Raw genomic sequence first — 14,607 nt, forward strand, 5'->3', positions numbered from 1 at the left:
CGATTAGGCCACACGTTTTATTATTTAATAGTGATTGGAAACAGGGCGATTTCGAGATTCTTATACTGATCAAAAATCTGACAATTTCAACAATGGGTTTATTGAATCATCGGAAAATATGGGGAACGAACAGAGAATTTATCGAGAATGATGTCTGTTGCCCGATTTTAGTGATGGAGGAGAATATGAGCGTTTCGTCGGCGAGCGAACGAGTAAGGGAAATCATGGTATGTCTCGGAATGGGTATAATTCTTCTGGGTACGTTACTGCTTTCCAATGGTTGGGCTCAGTCAGATCAGATACCTGTCTTGCTCAATCAACCTCTTGCGCACGCTAAAGTGTATTTGATGGCCGGAGATTACCGTCGTGCAGTAGTGGCTTGTCAGGAAAATATTGACCGCAATCCTTCGGTCGAAGCATACGTGTATCTGGCCTATGTCTATGAGGCCATTGATGGCTATTTAGCATCATTAGCAAAGCAGGAGGATTATGTGAGAGTGGAGCAATTAGCGCTGAATTTGACCGCAAGGGATATTCTCGATCTCATTGATCCGCCCAATATCATGCCTCGTATGGCGCAAGAGCTCATTCATGAAGGCATTCGGCAACAATTTGATGTGACAGCAGCAATGGCCAATCGGTTGAGTCGGACGCGGACGGATGAATTGTGGGCACAACAAACCCGCTGGCGTGAATTAAAGCCTGATTCATGGTGGACGGGTGCCCCGGATGAATGGCAGTGGTGAATTCTATCCCGGCCTTGCCTGTGAGTGAGGAGGTCAAACGGATCACACAGGGTGCAATGCTACTGAGTCAGTTAATCGTATATGAGTGAGTTGACAGTCCGACAAGAGCGGTTTTAGGATGCGAGGACAGTCTGGACCTTTTGTCGTATTTATCCAAGGAGGCAGTCAGTGTCTGATTTAGTGGCCAAAGCCGATGCAACGAATTGGGATGGGGAAGTACTGAAAGCTTCAGAGGTGGTAATGGTGGATTTCTGGGCAGTTTGGTGTGGACCCTGTCAAATGGTGGCCCCAATCGTCGATGAGCTTGCACAGGAATATCAAGGCAAACTCAAAGTCATGAAGCTCAACACCGATGATGCTCCAGAAGTTGCGGGGAAATATCAAATCATGAGTATTCCAAGTATTCTCTTCTTTAAGGGTGGCCAAGTTGTCGAAAAAATTGTTGGTGCAAGACCGAAGCAACAATTCAAACAAGTCATTGACTCACTACTGGCTCAATCCACTTCCCCTGCCTGATCAGTGGGACCGATGACTCGGTGTTATGCTGACCGAGCTGCGTATCTCCAACTTTGCCCTTATCGATCAACTTCATTTGGAATTTCCCCCCGGATTTCTTGTCTTGACCGGGGAGACCGGGGCAGGAAAATCTCTTCTCATTGATGCTCTGGTGTTAATCACCGGAGGACGGGCCTCTGCCGAACATATACGGTTTGGTGCCGAGGAAGCTCTGCTGGAAGCTTGTTTTCTCATCCCACCGACCCATCCTCTTTTAAGCCGGTTGCAAGGGGAGGGATACCTCCTTCCCGACCAACAGGACATTATCGTTCGTCGGATGTTATCGCGGTCGGGAAGGAATCGCAATTTCCTCAATGGGCAACTCGCCCCTCTTCAAACGATTCAAGACATCGGACCTCAGTTGGTAGACATCCATGGCCAACATGACCAGCAATCATTGCTCTCCCCTAAGACCCAGCTCAAATTGTTGGATGCATTTGGGAATCTTGAGGATGTCGTCGGATCCTATCAGGAGATGCACCGAGAATGGATTGAGAAAAAGACGGCTTTGGAAGAATATGTGGTCAGATTACGGGATCAAACCAATAGGCAGGATATCCTTCAATTTCAATATGACGAGCTGGTCAAAATGCAGTTGCAGTCGGGTGAAGAAGAAGCCCTCAGCCAGGAATATCATCGGTTGAAACATAGCGGTCGTTTAGGAGAATTATCGAATCAAGCCTTTAGGACGTTATATGAAGGCGAACGATCCGTTCTAGATCATCTGGGTGAGGTAACTGAGTGGGTACAAGAGCTTGCCAAAATTGATGCGCAAGGTGAATCGTGGGTCCCGTTGTTGGAAACAGCAAACATGTCGTTGCGGGAAGTGACCGATAACCTTCGGGATTACCGGACTCGAATCGAATATGATCCGGAGAGAATGGATCTGATTGATAGTCGGTTGGCCGGTCTTCAGCGGCTGAAAAAGAAATATGGAAAGCCGATCGAAGATTTATTGGAACTTACCAAGATCCTGGAGCAAGATTTAGCGCAACTCCAAAATGGAGAAGAGCAGGTGCGGCATTTGCAGGCAGAGGTGACCTGTCGATATGAAAGAATGAAGGCCTTGGCGGAAGACTTGTCGGCCCGGAGGAAAACAGTTGCGAAGCATTTGGTCAAAGAGATCAAACAGGAATTAGCCGCCCTTAAAATGTCGACAATGGAGGTACAGGTTAATATTGAAATAGCCAACGGAGACAATCGATTTGGATTGACAGGAATGGATCGGGTTGAAATGCTTCTGGCTCCCAATCCGGGAGAGCCGCTGATGCCATTGGGCCGGATTGCATCGGGTGGAGAATTGTCCCGAATTATGTTGGCCTTAAAAACCGTGTTTGCCGAAAATGATCAGACGCCCGTCGTCATTTTCGATGAAATTGACAGTGGGATTGGTGGGGAAGCCGGCATAGTCATGGGCAGTCGTTTACGTCAGTTGGCTCAATTCCATCAAGTCTGTTGCATTACCCATCTTCCGCAGATTGCCTCGCAGGCTCATGCACAGTTTGTAGTTGAGAAAACAACGTTGGAGGACCGGACGCTAACGAAAGTCCACGAAGTCACAGGAGTTCATCGGGAATCCGAAATTGCTCGCATGTTGGGAGGAGGCACGCTAACTCCAACGATTAGAAAAACCGCCGGTGAAATGCTGGATCGGGGAAGCAGTTCTCATATCGGCCCCAATCACAATAAGCCAAAAAAGAAGCCTGCCAAAACCTAATCTGAATTCGAATGAGTTTGGTTCATTCAGGATAGCCATTGATGAATCAGTGGATAGCTCGATCTCTGGATTCGAGAGTTGTTAAGATCCGGCTTTCCAAAAAAACACGACAGCCATCCGTTTTGAAGCTAATGCATGGTCCCAGCCAAAATACCCTGTGGCAGAATGGATGAGATCCGATTTATAGGCAACGAGGCGGTTGAAGACATACGGGGCCTCTAGGATCTCTTTGAACATGGTAGGATCCATTTCCTGCGATACCCCAGGCACTTCGCTAAGACTTTCATAATCTTTTGGACAATAGTTGCCGTCCGGTGGTTCTCCGGGAAGATGCAATCGGTAAAAGGATGTCCCGCAATGTGATGTGGGTGGGCTTGGATGGAGGTAGAGGACGGCCGCGTAATCGCAAATTCTGGCAGAGTCGACATGCGGACGAGCAACCCCCTCAGCTCCTCCGCATATTTGAATATGATTGTGTCCGGAAAGTCCTGCTTCGTTATCGGATTGGGGAGTGAGATTGGGAATACCTAAATGGGTGGTCACGTAGCTTTCCACGATGCGCAGTTCGTCGGAAGTCAAAGCTCCAGGAGCTCGCATGCCGGGCCAGGGCTCCGACCGCCAGGGGGATCCCAGGGTCCAGGTTGGAATGGTAATACATCGTTGGGCAATCTCTAATGCGTTGGGAAGGGCCTGATCTTGAATCCAATAATCCCGGCCATGAATTAATTCGCGATAGGGGAGTCGGTTCATAAATAGAAACCAGACAGTGACGTTGATCAGAGGAGAAAATTGAGTGACGACATGTGAATTTGTGGATGAAAGTGGGCACCATAATTCTTCAGTCAGGGTGAGGTCAAGCGAATGTATTCTTTGATAGCCTGGTGAGAATGTGGTGGTTGTCATGATAAGCTAAGAATCATGAGGGCATTGAAAAAAGGATAAATTGAAAGTTTGAAGTCTGAAGGGATGAAGGAGAGTGACTATGCTTAAGCCAGCGGGGTCCGACATTGATCAACTGTTGACTGAGACCCTTCAGCTCATCAAGGTTGAGGAGATCACTCGTCTCTATTGGGAGCAGGGGGAGTTCTTGGCTTTAGAGCATTTGTTTCCCGCTCAGGTTGTTCAGGAATTTATGGGGGAAGTAGAAGGCGTGCGGCCCCAAATCAATCGAAACTTTATACCAGGGCATAAAAAGGGAGGAAGTGTCAGTTTTTATCTTCTGCAGCAATCGGCTCCGGCCATTCTTTCGTTCTATCACCACCAGGGCTGGATTGACCTCTTGAGCCGGATTGCCGGAGTTCCGTTGATGCTGTGCCCCGAAGAGGATCCTCATTCCTGTGCACTGTATTTTTACACCGAGGCTGGAGATCATATCGGGTATCATTATGATACCTCGTATTACAGGGGCGACCGATTTACGGTTTTATTAGGCTTACAGGATCAATCAAGCAGCCGATTGGTTTGCCGTTTACATACCAAAGAGCAGGGCCGAGAGGTTAAAGAGTTATCCCTCCTGACTGCCCCAGGAACATTTATTTTTTTTAACGGCGATAAATTGCATCATGCCGTTACGCCTCTGGGTGCTGGAGAAGAGCGGATTGTGCTCACGCTTCAATACGTCACCAATCCGTCCATGGGGCTGGCCCAACGTTGGTTTTCGAATATGAAAGATGCCGTAGGATATTTTGGATGGTCGGCCATATTTCGAAAACCCCACCGTTAAAAATTTCTCCACATCCCTCTTCAGTGCAACCCGATTAACACGACAGTTGTATTGTCTTCTCCACCTAATCGGTTGGCAGTATCCACAAGTGTTCGGCATATCGCCTCGGCCTGTGGAGCTTCTTGGCCGATAATTGTTTGGATCTCCTGATCAGTCAGCATTTTTGTGAGCCCGTCTGAACACATCAGAATGAGATCTGATGGCTCAAGCGGGTAGGTCCGAATGGTAGGTCGTGGCTCAGGCTCAATTCCAAGGGCTTTGGTTAAGATATGCCGGAGGGGGTGGGTGCGAACCTGTTGCTCTGTAATGAGATTCAGGGCCAACCGTTCTTCCATAAGGGTATGATCTTTTGTCCAGAGCGTAAGCGTGCCCTGCCTAAAAAGATAGGCGCGGCTGTCGCCAGCATGTGCTACGCTTGCCTGGTATCCTATAGAAGAACGCGTGATGGCGACCACGATAATAGTTGTTCCCATTCCTTTCAGGGAATCGTCCTCTGCTGCTGCTTTTCGAATGCGTTGATTGGCGGATTCAAGAGCTTGACCCAGAAGCGATTCTAATTTGTCAGGTTGGGCGTAGAGCGCAGTTTCCGTCGAGAGTTGAGTTCGAACGACATCGGGAATGGATTTGACTGCAATCTGGCTGGCTACCTCACCCCCGGCATGTCCGCCCATGCCATCTGCCAACACCCACAATTGCAGGGTATTATCGAGTGAAAAGGCATCCTGGTTCAGTTTTCTCACCAGACCCAGATCCGTCAGTCCGACGCCAGTCCATTTGTTAGAGCGTTGCGCGAAAGTCATAGGGAAGCAATGTATTCAGGGAGTCCATGACGTTGAACCAGACGGTTGTAAATAAGGTCGGCTAAAGGCTCCAGGTTTTTGCAATCTGCTTCATTATATCGTATGAGCACCTCTTTAGAGCCCGCTTGTCCGAGTTGTGATTCTTCCCACAGCCGGACTGCATCCCACCCCGTCAGTCCTTCCAGAGAAGTCGGTCGATAACACCCTACTTCCATCTCAATCGCCTTCAGTCCGCCCCTCAATCCGAGACGTCTTGCCGCAAAACAGAGGTCGATATGGGGATGGTCAAGCATCAGGTTCGGATATTTGGCTTTCAGAAATGGCAAGTCAAAGCCTGAGCCAAAGAAGGTTACGAGAAGATCGTATGATGCCAATTCCGCCTGCAAGCGTTCACCGGATAAGTTTTCTCCCTGAATCAACGTGGTCATGCGACCTTTTCCATAAATACCCACCACCGTAATCTCGCCATCGGGTAAAGGAATTCCGTTTGTCTCAATATCCAGAAACGCCGCCTGAGATCGAAAATTGGGATAAAGACGCCAGTGGTCGCGCGCTTTCAGGATGCGGGTAAAGAAACGGGAATTCTGTGCCTTCCACTGTTTTTGTGCTTCCAGAATGTCTCCATCATATTGGGCTTTTCGAAACGAGGAAATGCGGGGAGCGACAGGTTTCTCGAGGAAAGCCTCCCACGTGTCAATGCCATCCTCCCACCAGAGGCGCTCAGTGGATTCTCCAACGCCGGGTAAAAAAAGAAATGTGGATTGTAACATGAGTCTTTACGCGAAGAGAGCCTAATTCTAACCTTGATTTCACCAAGAGGACAAGCTACATTCGAAGCAATCTTGAGATCTTCTTTCATTGGTAGCATAAGCGAGAAATTATGGAATTCCGTCCACAGAAAATTAAAATGACCATCGGTGGGATCCAGGTCATTGCACAACTCAAACCGAATCGAACCGCACAGGCTGTGGTTGAAGCTCTTCCTATTGAGGTCCCCGTGAATCAGTGGGGAGAAGAATTTTATTGCAACATGCCGGGGGTCAAAGACTATCGAGAAGTTGCCACCACTCAGGTAAAAGTTGGCGATGTCGCTTTTTGGGGCATGGGGGGAATGTTGGCCGTCTTTTTTGGACGCACGCCCATGAGCCTCGGAGATGATCCGGTTCCTGCCGATCGGGTGAACGTCATTGGAAAAGTGATAGGTGATCCGAAGGTCTTGAGGGAGGCCACAGGGGCCTCCCTTATGAGAGTGGAACAGCTTCCTGAAGGAACCTGATGCGACTCAATAAAGTTCGCATACATCATATGGCCGTTTCAGTCATTGAACGATTACAGGCGAGTGGCTTGTTGCAAATTCAAGGAAAACCGGAAGTGGTGATTCAGAAATTGGAAGCAGCCATTCTGACCGAGTTACAGGTGGAAGATCGTTTGAACGCGGATGTCCGGGAGATGTTGAAACAGGTTGAACGAGAGTTTGCAGAAGGTCGAGCGGATTACCAGAAAATGTTTACCATGGTGAAACAAAAACTCATCAAAGAACGGGGAGTCATTTTATAGGGCTTATAGCAGAATAGACGTTGAAGTCCCCAGGACTGAATGGCTAATGAATACTCCCATCCTCAGCGACGAAAAACAGACTCATCTTGCGCATGTAATTCTGACCAGTGTTACAGAAATGTCCGAGGCAAAGATGATTGGCGATTCTGCTCATGCCCTTCGTGAAGTCAAGCGCGTGCTGGCCGAGCACATGAAAGCAGAAGAGGAGCTGGTGCAAAAAGTGCGGAGTCGATTGCAATCATATGCACGGCCCATTCCAGAAGGTTCCCAAGAGTGGGATGTCCTTTATCAAAAAACCTACCAGGAAGAATTACGTAAGCGGAATTTAAGCTGAAGAACTCTTCTTGGCCCCTCAGGTTTCTTCCTTTTCTGCGAGTGTGACGTCAACCATATTAATCGTGCAGCTGCTTATCCCTGGAACTCTCTTGAGGGCCAATGGTATGGTTTGTCAAGGGTACTCTCGTGAATGATCGTGAAAAGACCATGCATGCTCTTGGAGCGGCCACCCTCTCCATTTTACCGGGGATCGGTCATCTCTACTTGGGTGTCAAACGCGGGAATATTTTCCTGGTATGCGGGATTCTTTTATTGATTATTTCCAAGTTTTTCTGGCCGACAGGGTGGCTAATTTATATGCAATTTGCCATTCTGGCAGGCTTCGATGCGTTTGCATTTGGCAAGCGCGGACGAGGGTTGTTTTAACCATCTGCCAGTCATCTGGAGACCATAGCATGAAGCAAGATGATCGTCTTCTGACAAGGTTAGTGAGGCTGGATTGGGGTTTGAGAATTTTGGTGGCCGTGATTGGGCTACATGCTTCACTGGCTCAGGCGGCTAATTTGTCGGTGACTGACTTGCTAACATCTCCCGGGAAGCCAATTCAATTACAGGCACGCTTAACCAATCCCGAGGCAGAAGGGGAGATTGGTTTGCCGGACCAGCCCTTGGAATTTATTGTGCATGGCCGGACGGTGGGCCAGGCGAATACCGACGCGCAGGGATGGGCTCGGCTCGACTTTGCTCCCAGTATGCGAGGGAATTTGTCAATCATTGTGAAGTTGGTGACGCCCTCTAAAACCAAGGCCATCGAAGGGAAAGGGGTCCTTCTCTCCTGGGAGCGTCGTCGTCCCATACTGCTGATTGACCTGGCGGTGTTAGTGGAAGGGGAGCTGGCTATGGATCCGCCTCCGCCTGAGCTCTATAAGGATCCGGGACTCATTTTAGGAGATGCCCATCCAGCAGCAGCGTCAGAATTGGGCAAGCTCGCCCAATTTTATTACAACCTTGTGTATCTGGACTTGACCGGGCGAGGACATCTTGAACATATTCAGGCTTGGCTGCGTGAGCACCAATTCCCCCCAGGAATGATTAGAATCCTTCAGAAGACGCCAACGGCATTGAACGAACTCATACACACTTTGAAAGAAGAGGGTTGGGAAAAAGTGAGTGGTGGTATCGGGCGCACGGCAGATTTTGCGGAAGTACTCGTTCAAAACCGCCTGCAAACCGTGATTTTACCGCTACCACAGACAAAGGGTCGGTTTCCACGCCGGGCCATTGTCCTCGATGATTGGTCACGTATTCGACGGCATCTTTGATGGAGCCTATGAGCCAATAGCCGGTCGACGTTCGGTTCAACATCGGATGTGGATATTGCTAAATTCTATATGATTTTCTATTCAAAAAACCGATCGTAGGAAAGAAATTTTGGTGAAGGCAGCACGACCAAAAAGCCGTTTTGTGTGTCAGGAATGTGGATATCAAGGCGTTCGCTGGAGCGGCCGGTGTCCGGAGTGTGCGCAATGGAACTCCTTGCGGGAGGAGGTTGATCAAGATCTTTCATCCCTTCAACCGCGAAGTGTCGCCGGAGGAATACCGGAGGCTGTCCCAATCAGCTCTATCGTGCAGACGCAGGAGTTTCGTCTTCAGGCTGCTATTGAAGAATTGAATCGAGTGCTTGGTGGGGGAGTGGTTCCAGGATCGGTTATCTTGATTGGAGGCGATCCTGGAATTGGTAAAACGACTCTGTTGCTCCAAACCCTGGCCTCTCTGGGAACGGCCAAACAGGTCGGGTTGTATGTATCGGGAGAAGAATCACCACAGCAAATTAAGATGCGGGCGGATCGTATAGGCATTCAATCCCCCAACCTGTATGTGGCTGCTGCCACCTCCCTGGAAGATATTTTCAAAGTAGCTGAGCAGATGAATCCCGGTGTCATTGTCGTGGATTCCATTCAAACGGTTTTTACGCAGGAACTCACATCAGCGCCAGGGAGTGTCAGCCAGGTTCAGGAGGTTGGCTGCCGTTTAATGTGGTATGCCAAGCGGACGCAAGTCCCTATTTTTATTATCGGGCATGTGACGAAGGAAGGCGTGATTGCCGGGCCAAGGCTTCTGGAACATATTGTCGATACGGTGTTGTATTTTGAAGGAGACAAAGGCCAGAGCTATCGAATTCTTCGAGCCGTGAAAAACCGCTTCGGCCCAACCAATGAAATCGGGGTTTTTGAAATGAAGGATGAAGGGCTGACCGAAGTTGGGAATCCTTCCGAACTGTTTTTAACGGGACGAATCGGCCATGGTGCCGGATCTATTGTCGTGTCGAGCGTGGAAGGGTCACGGCCCTTATTGGTTGAGTTGCAGGCTTTGGTTGCGGAGACCACCTACCCCATGCCGAAACGGATGGCCAAAGGTGTGGAAGTGAACCGGGTGTCCTTACTGTTGGCCGTCCTAGAAAAACGATTGGGGTTGCACTTTGCCGGGTACGATGTATATGTGAATGTGGTGGGAGGGCTTCGAATTGATGAGCCGACGGTTGACGTGGGAATCGTATGTGCGGTGCTTTCCAGCTTTCGGGAGTTAACACTGGATCCAAGATTGGTCGTGATGGGCGAGGTCGGGTTGGGCGGAGAGGTCCGGCCGGTGCAACATGCGGACTTACGCATTCGTGAGGCGATGAAATTGGGGTTTCAACGCTGCGTGGTTCCTGAGCCGAATCTTCAACAATGGAAACCTGTGGCTGGCATGGAAGTCGTTGGGATTCGAGACATCGGTGATATTTGGGAAACGGTTGTGAGTCCTGCCTCATAAACGGCGCGGTCAATTGGATTTAATACAATGAATGCTGTTAGTCGCTGGTTCTTGTTGCCGCTGGCGTTCCTTGTGGGATGCGCCGGAATCTTTCAAGGATCATTCCAACTGCTTGAAGACGAGCAGGACCGACAGAAGGTATTCAAAGCCCTACGTGAAAAAGAGTCGACCATTCGCACCCTTCGAGGCTTATTCCAGGCGTCCGTCTCTGGTTCTGGAGTGCCGCTTTCTCACAATGTTCTTGGCACGGTTTCGTATGTGCATCCCGATGTCTTGGATCTGAAAACCTTTATCCGTTTGGGTGTATCCGTGATGAATTTTCATCGCAGGAACAACGAATATGAACTGTACTTACCCGGTGAAGACAAGGTGATCACCGGAAGAGTTGATGACCCTCAGGAGCGTTCACCCTGGGATCACACCGTGATGCTGAGTCTTCGTGCGTTGGATGCCATGTTGGGTAAAGTTTCGGGGGTAGTCGGTGAGGAGGCTCGCGTGTGGAAAAATAACGAACATTTTCGCATTGATATGGCTCCCAACCCATCCTCATCTACCTCATCTCAGGATGATTTCACCGTACGGACCTGGGTGGATGCCCGGACCATGGATTTGACGTCAATTGAATATCGACGCTCATTCGATGACATTGTCGTATTGGTAGAGTGTGAAGATTATCGAGAGGTGAAAGGCACCACGGGGGAAGAAAGCGCTCCGGTTCGATTGCCGTTTCTGGTTCGGGCGACAGACTATCGACCCAGCGGAGGATCCATTACCCTTCACTTCAAGGAGTTTATCGTCAATTCGGCCTCGTAGTTGCCCTTATGCATCAAGCACCCACTCGTTGGTAAGTCAGGATTCATTATTATGGTGTTTTTAGCTCTAGAATCTGCCACCTCCCACCAGAGTGTGGCCGTGTTTCGGGACCAACAGCCGTTAGCCGTTCTGGCCTGTGAGTCGGGGCAGCCTTTGACCCCGCAACTCATCCCCACCATCGATCGGCTGCTATCCTCGGTTGCTTTGCAGTTATCAAGCCTTGAAGGTTTGGTGGTGTCCATAGGACCGGGGACGTTCACCGGATTACGGGTGGGATTGGCGACCATGACGGCCTTCCGGCTGGCTTTACAGATACCTTTGGTGGGGGTTTCCACACTCGAAGGGCTTGCCTGGAATCATGCTGTTACCGAGCTCCCTCTGCTCAGCACTATCGGTATACGGCAGGGGATGGTGTATTGGGCTCTGTTTCGTTGGGAGAATCAGCAGATCGTGTGCGTGAAAGAGTCACAAATTGGGGACATCTTTGAGGTTTGTGGGGGTCTGACCGAGCCGACCATTGTGCTCGGAGATGGTTGGATGCAGAATCGGGTGACTCTCCTTTCAAAAGGGTTTCCCCTTGTCGAAGCTCCTCCCGAGGAGCAATGGCCATCAGCCAGAGGGATTGGAATGGCAGGACGGGCCCTACTGGAGCGAGGGGCTCTCCTTCCTTTAGGCTGCTCTCCACGTTATATTCAACCATCGTATGCAGAGTTATCGAAACCGATAGGCCTGAATCCCATCGGGTGAGACTTTGGGGTACCTGTTTGTGTGACATCAATAGAGGAGTAGAGGCATGGACACAAATGATCCTGTAGTGAGAAGTAAACTATTACATAATAAGGGCATTCGATTGGCCACCCTGGCTGATTTGGATGCATTAGTGATTCTGGAAGAAACCTGCTTTTCTGTCCCATGGTCGAAAAAAAGTTTTGAGGCCGAATTACACGGGAATGTCTTTAGCCAAATTCTCGTCATTCCAGGTCCAGAAGAACAACCGGAAATTCCCTTGCTGGCCTATAGCTGTGTGTGGGTGATCTTTGAAGAGATTCGCTTTCTTAATCTGGCGGTTCACCCTCATTTCCGTGGACAGGGATTGGCTAAGCAATTAATTCTCCAAGCTTTATGCATCGGGAATGCTCGGGGATGTTGTCGGGGGATGCTGGAGGTTCGGAACTCCAATCAAGGGGCAACACGTCTCTATAAAAGCTTTGGATTTGAGGAATATGGCAGAAGATCTTCCTACTATACGAATCCAAGTGAGGATGCTATCCTTATGACTCTGGAGCCTTTGTCCAAGCCCAAATCTGACAAAAATGATCTCCTGGGAATCCCGGCTGAATGCAAATAAGAAACGCTTACCAGCTCAACGTTCACTACTAACATAGGAGGGTACCGATGGTGACCGACGAACAAATCGCCGAAAATTTGCGGGCATCCAATGTGGAGTATCAGGAGTTGGAGGAATCCCATCACCGGTTGGATCTGGAGCTTCAACAGTTATTGAAACACCATGTGTTGACTCCTCAGGAAGAAATACTTAAAAAACATTTACAGAAGGAAAAACTTGGCAAGAAAGATCGAATGGCCGCTCTGATTCGTGAACATCGTGCCTCATGTGATAATGCCAAAACACCTGGATAATCCCAACGGCTGCTTCGCACTCTAAATCCCACTTTCTAATGGCTGCTTTTTCCCCTACCATGGCCATGAATGCGGTGGTGCATCCCCTTCAGCGCCACATTCGTGATATTAAACGCCGGTTAATGATCGTGGGGGCCACGATCATGGTGTTTTTTGTTATAGCGTTTTCTTACTCTTCCATTCTCATCGACTGGTTCAAACGGCCCTTTGAAGATGATCTGATTTTTTACGCTCCGGCAGAGGCATTATTTGCCTCCATAAAAATCTCTTTTATGGCAGCGGTGATTGCCAGTGTCCCTATCATTCTGTACCAATTTTGGAAGTTTATTGAGCCGGCGTTGCTTCAGAAGGAGCAGCGTTGGGCCGTGCCGCTTTTTTTCCTCGGGTTGGGATTCTTCCTTTTGGGTTTGGGTTTTTGCAATGTGGTGATCCTGCCGTTGGTGATCAACTTTTTTGTCACGTTTGGCATGGATCGAGCCATTACTCCAGAATTAGCTGTCGGCACCTATGTCGATTTTAACGTCAAATTTCTTCTGGCGTTTGGCTTTGCGTTTGAAATACCACTGGTGCTTTCTCTTTTAGCCCGTGTAGGGGTCATTCAAGCATCCGTGCTTATTCGGTTCCGTAAGCATGCCGCTCTGGTGGCGTTGATTCTTTCTGCGGTGATTACCCCTGATGCGACAATGTTCACTATGTTATTAATGGCTGTCCCGTTAATCATACTGTATGAAATAGGTATTTGGGGGGCAAAGGTCTTTGGCCGTGCTCCTCTGTCGGCGGGGGAGAAGTATGCAGTGGCTGAGGAGGGAAAGGCACCCGACGATGCAGCGCAAGGTTGAGCGGATTAGACCCGTTCACCAGTCGACACGAATGCCAGGACCTTTATGGAATTGTCTTGTGGGCATAGTGGCCTCCTTCTGGCTTATGGGATTTTCCGGCCTGGGAGAAAGTTATTCTCCATTATCCTCGCTGTATTCCGTCTCGAATATTCCCTCTCTACATCCAGATGACTCCCAAAATACCCAAAAAGGATTTTCCCCCAGTATTCAAACTCTTGTGGTGACCCCGGACGGAGTGGTCTATGCGGGGTCATTTGGAATGGGACTTTTTCGAAGCCAGGATAAAGGGAAATCCTGGGAGCCCTTGAATCGAGGCTTGACGGACCCTTTCTTGCTGTGTCTGGCTGTGCTTCCCGGGAAGCATATCTATGCCGGGACCATGCGTGGTGGAATATATCGTCTTGAGCTCAAGGGAACGACGTGGGAATCTATTGGAAACGGATTGCACGAGTCGGAAGTCAAATCATTTTTGGTTCACCAGGATGTCGTGTATGCGGGAACAGGAACCGGGGTGTATCAGTGGGTTGAAGCTGAGAAACAGTGGGTCACCGTTGGAGCCGGATTGGATCGGATTCTGGTTCCGGGCCTTGCGATCATGGATGACGGCAAGCTATTAGCCGCCACGTCAGGCAAAGGTCTCTTTCATCTGGAGACTCACCACTCTTCACCTTCTACATGGGTGGATTCCCAATCCATATTTGTTGATCCACGTGAGCGGTTGCCGCATCGCTATCTTCGAGTCATTGCCGTGAATGAGGCGCAACACATTTTTTTAGGGACACAGGATGGGGGGATTTTCACCAGCACGGATCGTGGCCAATCCTGGTCCTCCCTCAGTCGGAATCTTCCCAATGATTCAATCAGAAGCATTGTTCCTGATCATAAAGATGTCATTGTGGCGACCGGAAACGGAATTTTCCGATGGAAACCTGACCAGAAAAAATGGATGGGCATGAATACCGGGTTGACCAACCTGGCTATTCAAAGTTTGACGATATCGAATGCGGGGGACTTATATGCCGGAACCAGTAGCGGAGCATTTCGGAGTCAAGACGGAGGTGCGCATTGGACGAATATTAGCCAGGGGTTGGGTGTCCAGTTGGTTCCCAAGGGCCCTTATGAATAA

The 14,607-nt window shown here is 49.4% G+C and carries 19 protein-coding genes; 16 read left to right on the plus strand and 3 right to left on the minus strand.

Annotation, left to right across the window (positions count from 1 at the left end):
- Positions 1 to 185 precede the first annotated feature (185 nt).
- The 3 genes from H6750_06985 to recN all read left to right on the plus strand — a co-directional run bounded on the left by H6750_06985 (position 186) and on the right by recN (position 3,018).
- Positions 186 to 746: a hypothetical protein gene (locus H6750_06985; protein MCB9774058.1), complete on the plus strand. Its 561-nt coding sequence runs from the start codon at positions 186 to 188 to the stop codon at positions 744 to 746.
- A gap of 168 nt (positions 747 to 914) precedes the next feature.
- Positions 915 to 1,262: a thioredoxin gene (gene trxA, locus H6750_06990; protein MCB9774059.1), complete on the plus strand. Its 348-nt coding sequence runs from the start codon at positions 915 to 917 to the stop codon at positions 1,260 to 1,262.
- 25 nt (positions 1,263 to 1,287) lie between these two features.
- Positions 1,288 to 3,018, plus strand: a complete 1,731-nt coding sequence (recN, locus tag H6750_06995) for a DNA repair protein RecN (protein MCB9774060.1) — start codon at positions 1,288 to 1,290, stop codon at positions 3,016 to 3,018.
- Positions 3,019 to 3,099: 81 nt separating this feature from the next.
- Here the strand turns inward: recN and H6750_07000 are convergent, their stop codons facing one another.
- The gene (locus H6750_07000) at positions 3,100 to 3,768 is read right to left on the minus strand and encodes a hypothetical protein (protein ID MCB9774061.1); all 669 of its coding nucleotides are present in this window, start codon (positions 3,766 to 3,768) and stop codon (positions 3,100 to 3,102) included.
- A gap of 232 nt (positions 3,769 to 4,000) precedes the next feature.
- Here H6750_07000 and H6750_07005 point away from each other — a divergent pair, with 232 nt between their 5' ends.
- Entirely contained in the window at positions 4,001 to 4,741 is a 741-nt protein-coding gene (locus H6750_07005) for a 2OG-Fe(II) oxygenase (protein ID MCB9774062.1), read from the plus strand.
- A gap of 20 nt (positions 4,742 to 4,761) precedes the next feature.
- Here the strand turns inward: H6750_07005 and H6750_07010 are convergent, their stop codons facing one another.
- Together H6750_07010 and H6750_07015 are read right to left on the minus strand one after the other, a co-directional pair.
- Positions 4,762 to 5,481, minus strand: a complete 720-nt coding sequence (locus H6750_07010; protein MCB9774063.1) for a serine/threonine-protein phosphatase — start codon at positions 5,479 to 5,481, stop codon at positions 4,762 to 4,764.
- 56 nt (positions 5,482 to 5,537) lie between these two features.
- Positions 5,538 to 6,311 (minus strand): ribonuclease H-like domain-containing protein, encoded by a 774-nt coding sequence (locus H6750_07015; protein ID MCB9774064.1) that lies wholly within the window; start codon positions 6,309 to 6,311, stop codon positions 5,538 to 5,540.
- Positions 6,312 to 6,421: 110 nt separating this feature from the next.
- Between H6750_07015 and H6750_07020 the strand changes: the two genes are divergently transcribed.
- The 12 genes from H6750_07020 (at position 6,422) to H6750_07075 (ending at position 14,607) form a co-directional block, all read left to right on the plus strand.
- Positions 6,422 to 6,817, plus strand: a complete 396-nt coding sequence (locus tag H6750_07020; protein MCB9774065.1) for a hypothetical protein — start codon at positions 6,422 to 6,424, stop codon at positions 6,815 to 6,817.
- Positions 6,817 to 7,098: a DUF507 family protein gene (locus H6750_07025; GenBank protein MCB9774066.1), complete on the plus strand. Its 282-nt coding sequence runs from the start codon at positions 6,817 to 6,819 to the stop codon at positions 7,096 to 7,098. Before H6750_07020 ends, H6750_07025 begins: the two co-directional genes overlap by 1 nt.
- Positions 7,099 to 7,144: 46 nt before the next feature.
- On the plus strand, positions 7,145 to 7,432 hold the full coding sequence (locus H6750_07030) for a DUF507 family protein (protein ID MCB9774067.1): 288 nt from the start codon (positions 7,145 to 7,147) through the stop codon (positions 7,430 to 7,432).
- Positions 7,433 to 7,533: 101 nt separating this feature from the next.
- On the plus strand, positions 7,534 to 7,800 hold the full coding sequence (locus H6750_07035; GenBank protein MCB9774068.1) for a hypothetical protein: 267 nt from the start codon (positions 7,534 to 7,536) through the stop codon (positions 7,798 to 7,800).
- 29 nt (positions 7,801 to 7,829) lie between these two features.
- Positions 7,830 to 8,696: a hypothetical protein gene (locus tag H6750_07040; protein ID MCB9774069.1), complete on the plus strand. Its 867-nt coding sequence runs from the start codon at positions 7,830 to 7,832 to the stop codon at positions 8,694 to 8,696.
- A gap of 79 nt (positions 8,697 to 8,775) precedes the next feature.
- Positions 8,776 to 10,188 (plus strand): DNA repair protein RadA, encoded by a 1,413-nt coding sequence (gene radA / locus H6750_07045; GenBank protein ID MCB9774070.1) that lies wholly within the window; start codon positions 8,776 to 8,778, stop codon positions 10,186 to 10,188.
- Between the two features lie 27 nt (positions 10,189 to 10,215).
- Positions 10,216 to 11,001 (plus strand): hypothetical protein, encoded by a 786-nt coding sequence (locus tag H6750_07050; GenBank protein ID MCB9774071.1) that lies wholly within the window; start codon positions 10,216 to 10,218, stop codon positions 10,999 to 11,001.
- A 51-nt stretch (positions 11,002 to 11,052) separates the two neighbouring features.
- Complete coding sequence (tsaB, locus tag H6750_07055) at positions 11,053 to 11,748, plus strand: tRNA (adenosine(37)-N6)-threonylcarbamoyltransferase complex dimerization subunit type 1 TsaB (protein ID MCB9774072.1); 696 nt, start codon at positions 11,053 to 11,055, stop codon at positions 11,746 to 11,748.
- 46 nt (positions 11,749 to 11,794) lie between these two features.
- Positions 11,795 to 12,349 (plus strand): ribosomal protein S18-alanine N-acetyltransferase, encoded by a 555-nt coding sequence (gene rimI / locus H6750_07060; protein MCB9774073.1) that lies wholly within the window; start codon positions 11,795 to 11,797, stop codon positions 12,347 to 12,349.
- 47 nt (positions 12,350 to 12,396) lie between these two features.
- The gene (locus H6750_07065) at positions 12,397 to 12,642 is read left to right on the plus strand and encodes a YdcH family protein (GenBank protein MCB9774074.1); all 246 of its coding nucleotides are present in this window, start codon (positions 12,397 to 12,399) and stop codon (positions 12,640 to 12,642) included.
- A 38-nt stretch (positions 12,643 to 12,680) separates the two neighbouring features.
- Positions 12,681 to 13,481 carry a twin-arginine translocase subunit TatC gene (gene tatC / locus H6750_07070; protein MCB9774075.1) on the plus strand — a complete coding sequence of 267 codons (801 nt, stop codon included), beginning with the start codon at positions 12,681 to 12,683 and terminating at the stop codon, positions 13,479 to 13,481.
- Between the two features lie 58 nt (positions 13,482 to 13,539).
- Positions 13,540 to 14,607 (plus strand): hypothetical protein, encoded by a 1,068-nt coding sequence (locus tag H6750_07075; protein MCB9774076.1) that lies wholly within the window; start codon positions 13,540 to 13,542, stop codon positions 14,605 to 14,607.

The organism is Nitrospiraceae bacterium (genome assembly GCA_020632595.1).
Classification (GTDB): Bacteria; Nitrospirota; Nitrospiria; order Nitrospirales; family UBA8639; genus Nitrospira_E.

Excerpts from the sequence above, each read along its gene's own strand:
- H6750_07030 (MCB9774067.1), top strand. The coding sequence starts at position 7,145 with ATGAATACTCCCATCCTCAGCGACGAAAAACAGACTCATCTTGCGCAT.
- H6750_07015 (MCB9774064.1), bottom strand. The coding sequence starts at position 6,311 with ATGTTACAATCCACATTTCTTTTTTTACCCGGCGTTGGAGAATCCACT.
- H6750_07020 (MCB9774065.1), top strand. The coding sequence starts at position 6,422 with ATGGAATTCCGTCCACAGAAAATTAAAATGACCATCGGTGGGATCCAG.
- H6750_07050 (MCB9774071.1), top strand. The coding sequence starts at position 10,216 with ATGAATGCTGTTAGTCGCTGGTTCTTGTTGCCGCTGGCGTTCCTTGTG.
- H6750_07035 (MCB9774068.1), top strand. The coding sequence starts at position 7,534 with ATGGTATGGTTTGTCAAGGGTACTCTCGTGAATGATCGTGAAAAGACC.
- rimI (MCB9774073.1), top strand. The coding sequence starts at position 11,795 with ATGGACACAAATGATCCTGTAGTGAGAAGTAAACTATTACATAATAAG.
- H6750_06985 (MCB9774058.1), top strand. The coding sequence starts at position 186 with ATGAGCGTTTCGTCGGCGAGCGAACGAGTAAGGGAAATCATGGTATGT.
- H6750_07065 (MCB9774074.1), top strand. The coding sequence starts at position 12,397 with ATGGTGACCGACGAACAAATCGCCGAAAATTTGCGGGCATCCAATGTG.
- H6750_07040 (MCB9774069.1), top strand. The coding sequence starts at position 7,830 with ATGAAGCAAGATGATCGTCTTCTGACAAGGTTAGTGAGGCTGGATTGG.
- tatC (MCB9774075.1), top strand. The coding sequence starts at position 12,681 with ATGGCTGCTTTTTCCCCTACCATGGCCATGAATGCGGTGGTGCATCCC.
- recN (MCB9774060.1), top strand. The coding sequence starts at position 1,288 with ATGCTGACCGAGCTGCGTATCTCCAACTTTGCCCTTATCGATCAACTT.
- H6750_07025 (MCB9774066.1), top strand. The coding sequence starts at position 6,817 with ATGCGACTCAATAAAGTTCGCATACATCATATGGCCGTTTCAGTCATT.
- tsaB (MCB9774072.1), top strand. The coding sequence starts at position 11,053 with ATGGTGTTTTTAGCTCTAGAATCTGCCACCTCCCACCAGAGTGTGGCC.
- H6750_07005 (MCB9774062.1), top strand. The coding sequence starts at position 4,001 with ATGCTTAAGCCAGCGGGGTCCGACATTGATCAACTGTTGACTGAGACC.
- H6750_07000 (MCB9774061.1), bottom strand. The coding sequence starts at position 3,768 with ATGAACCGACTCCCCTATCGCGAATTAATTCATGGCCGGGATTATTGG.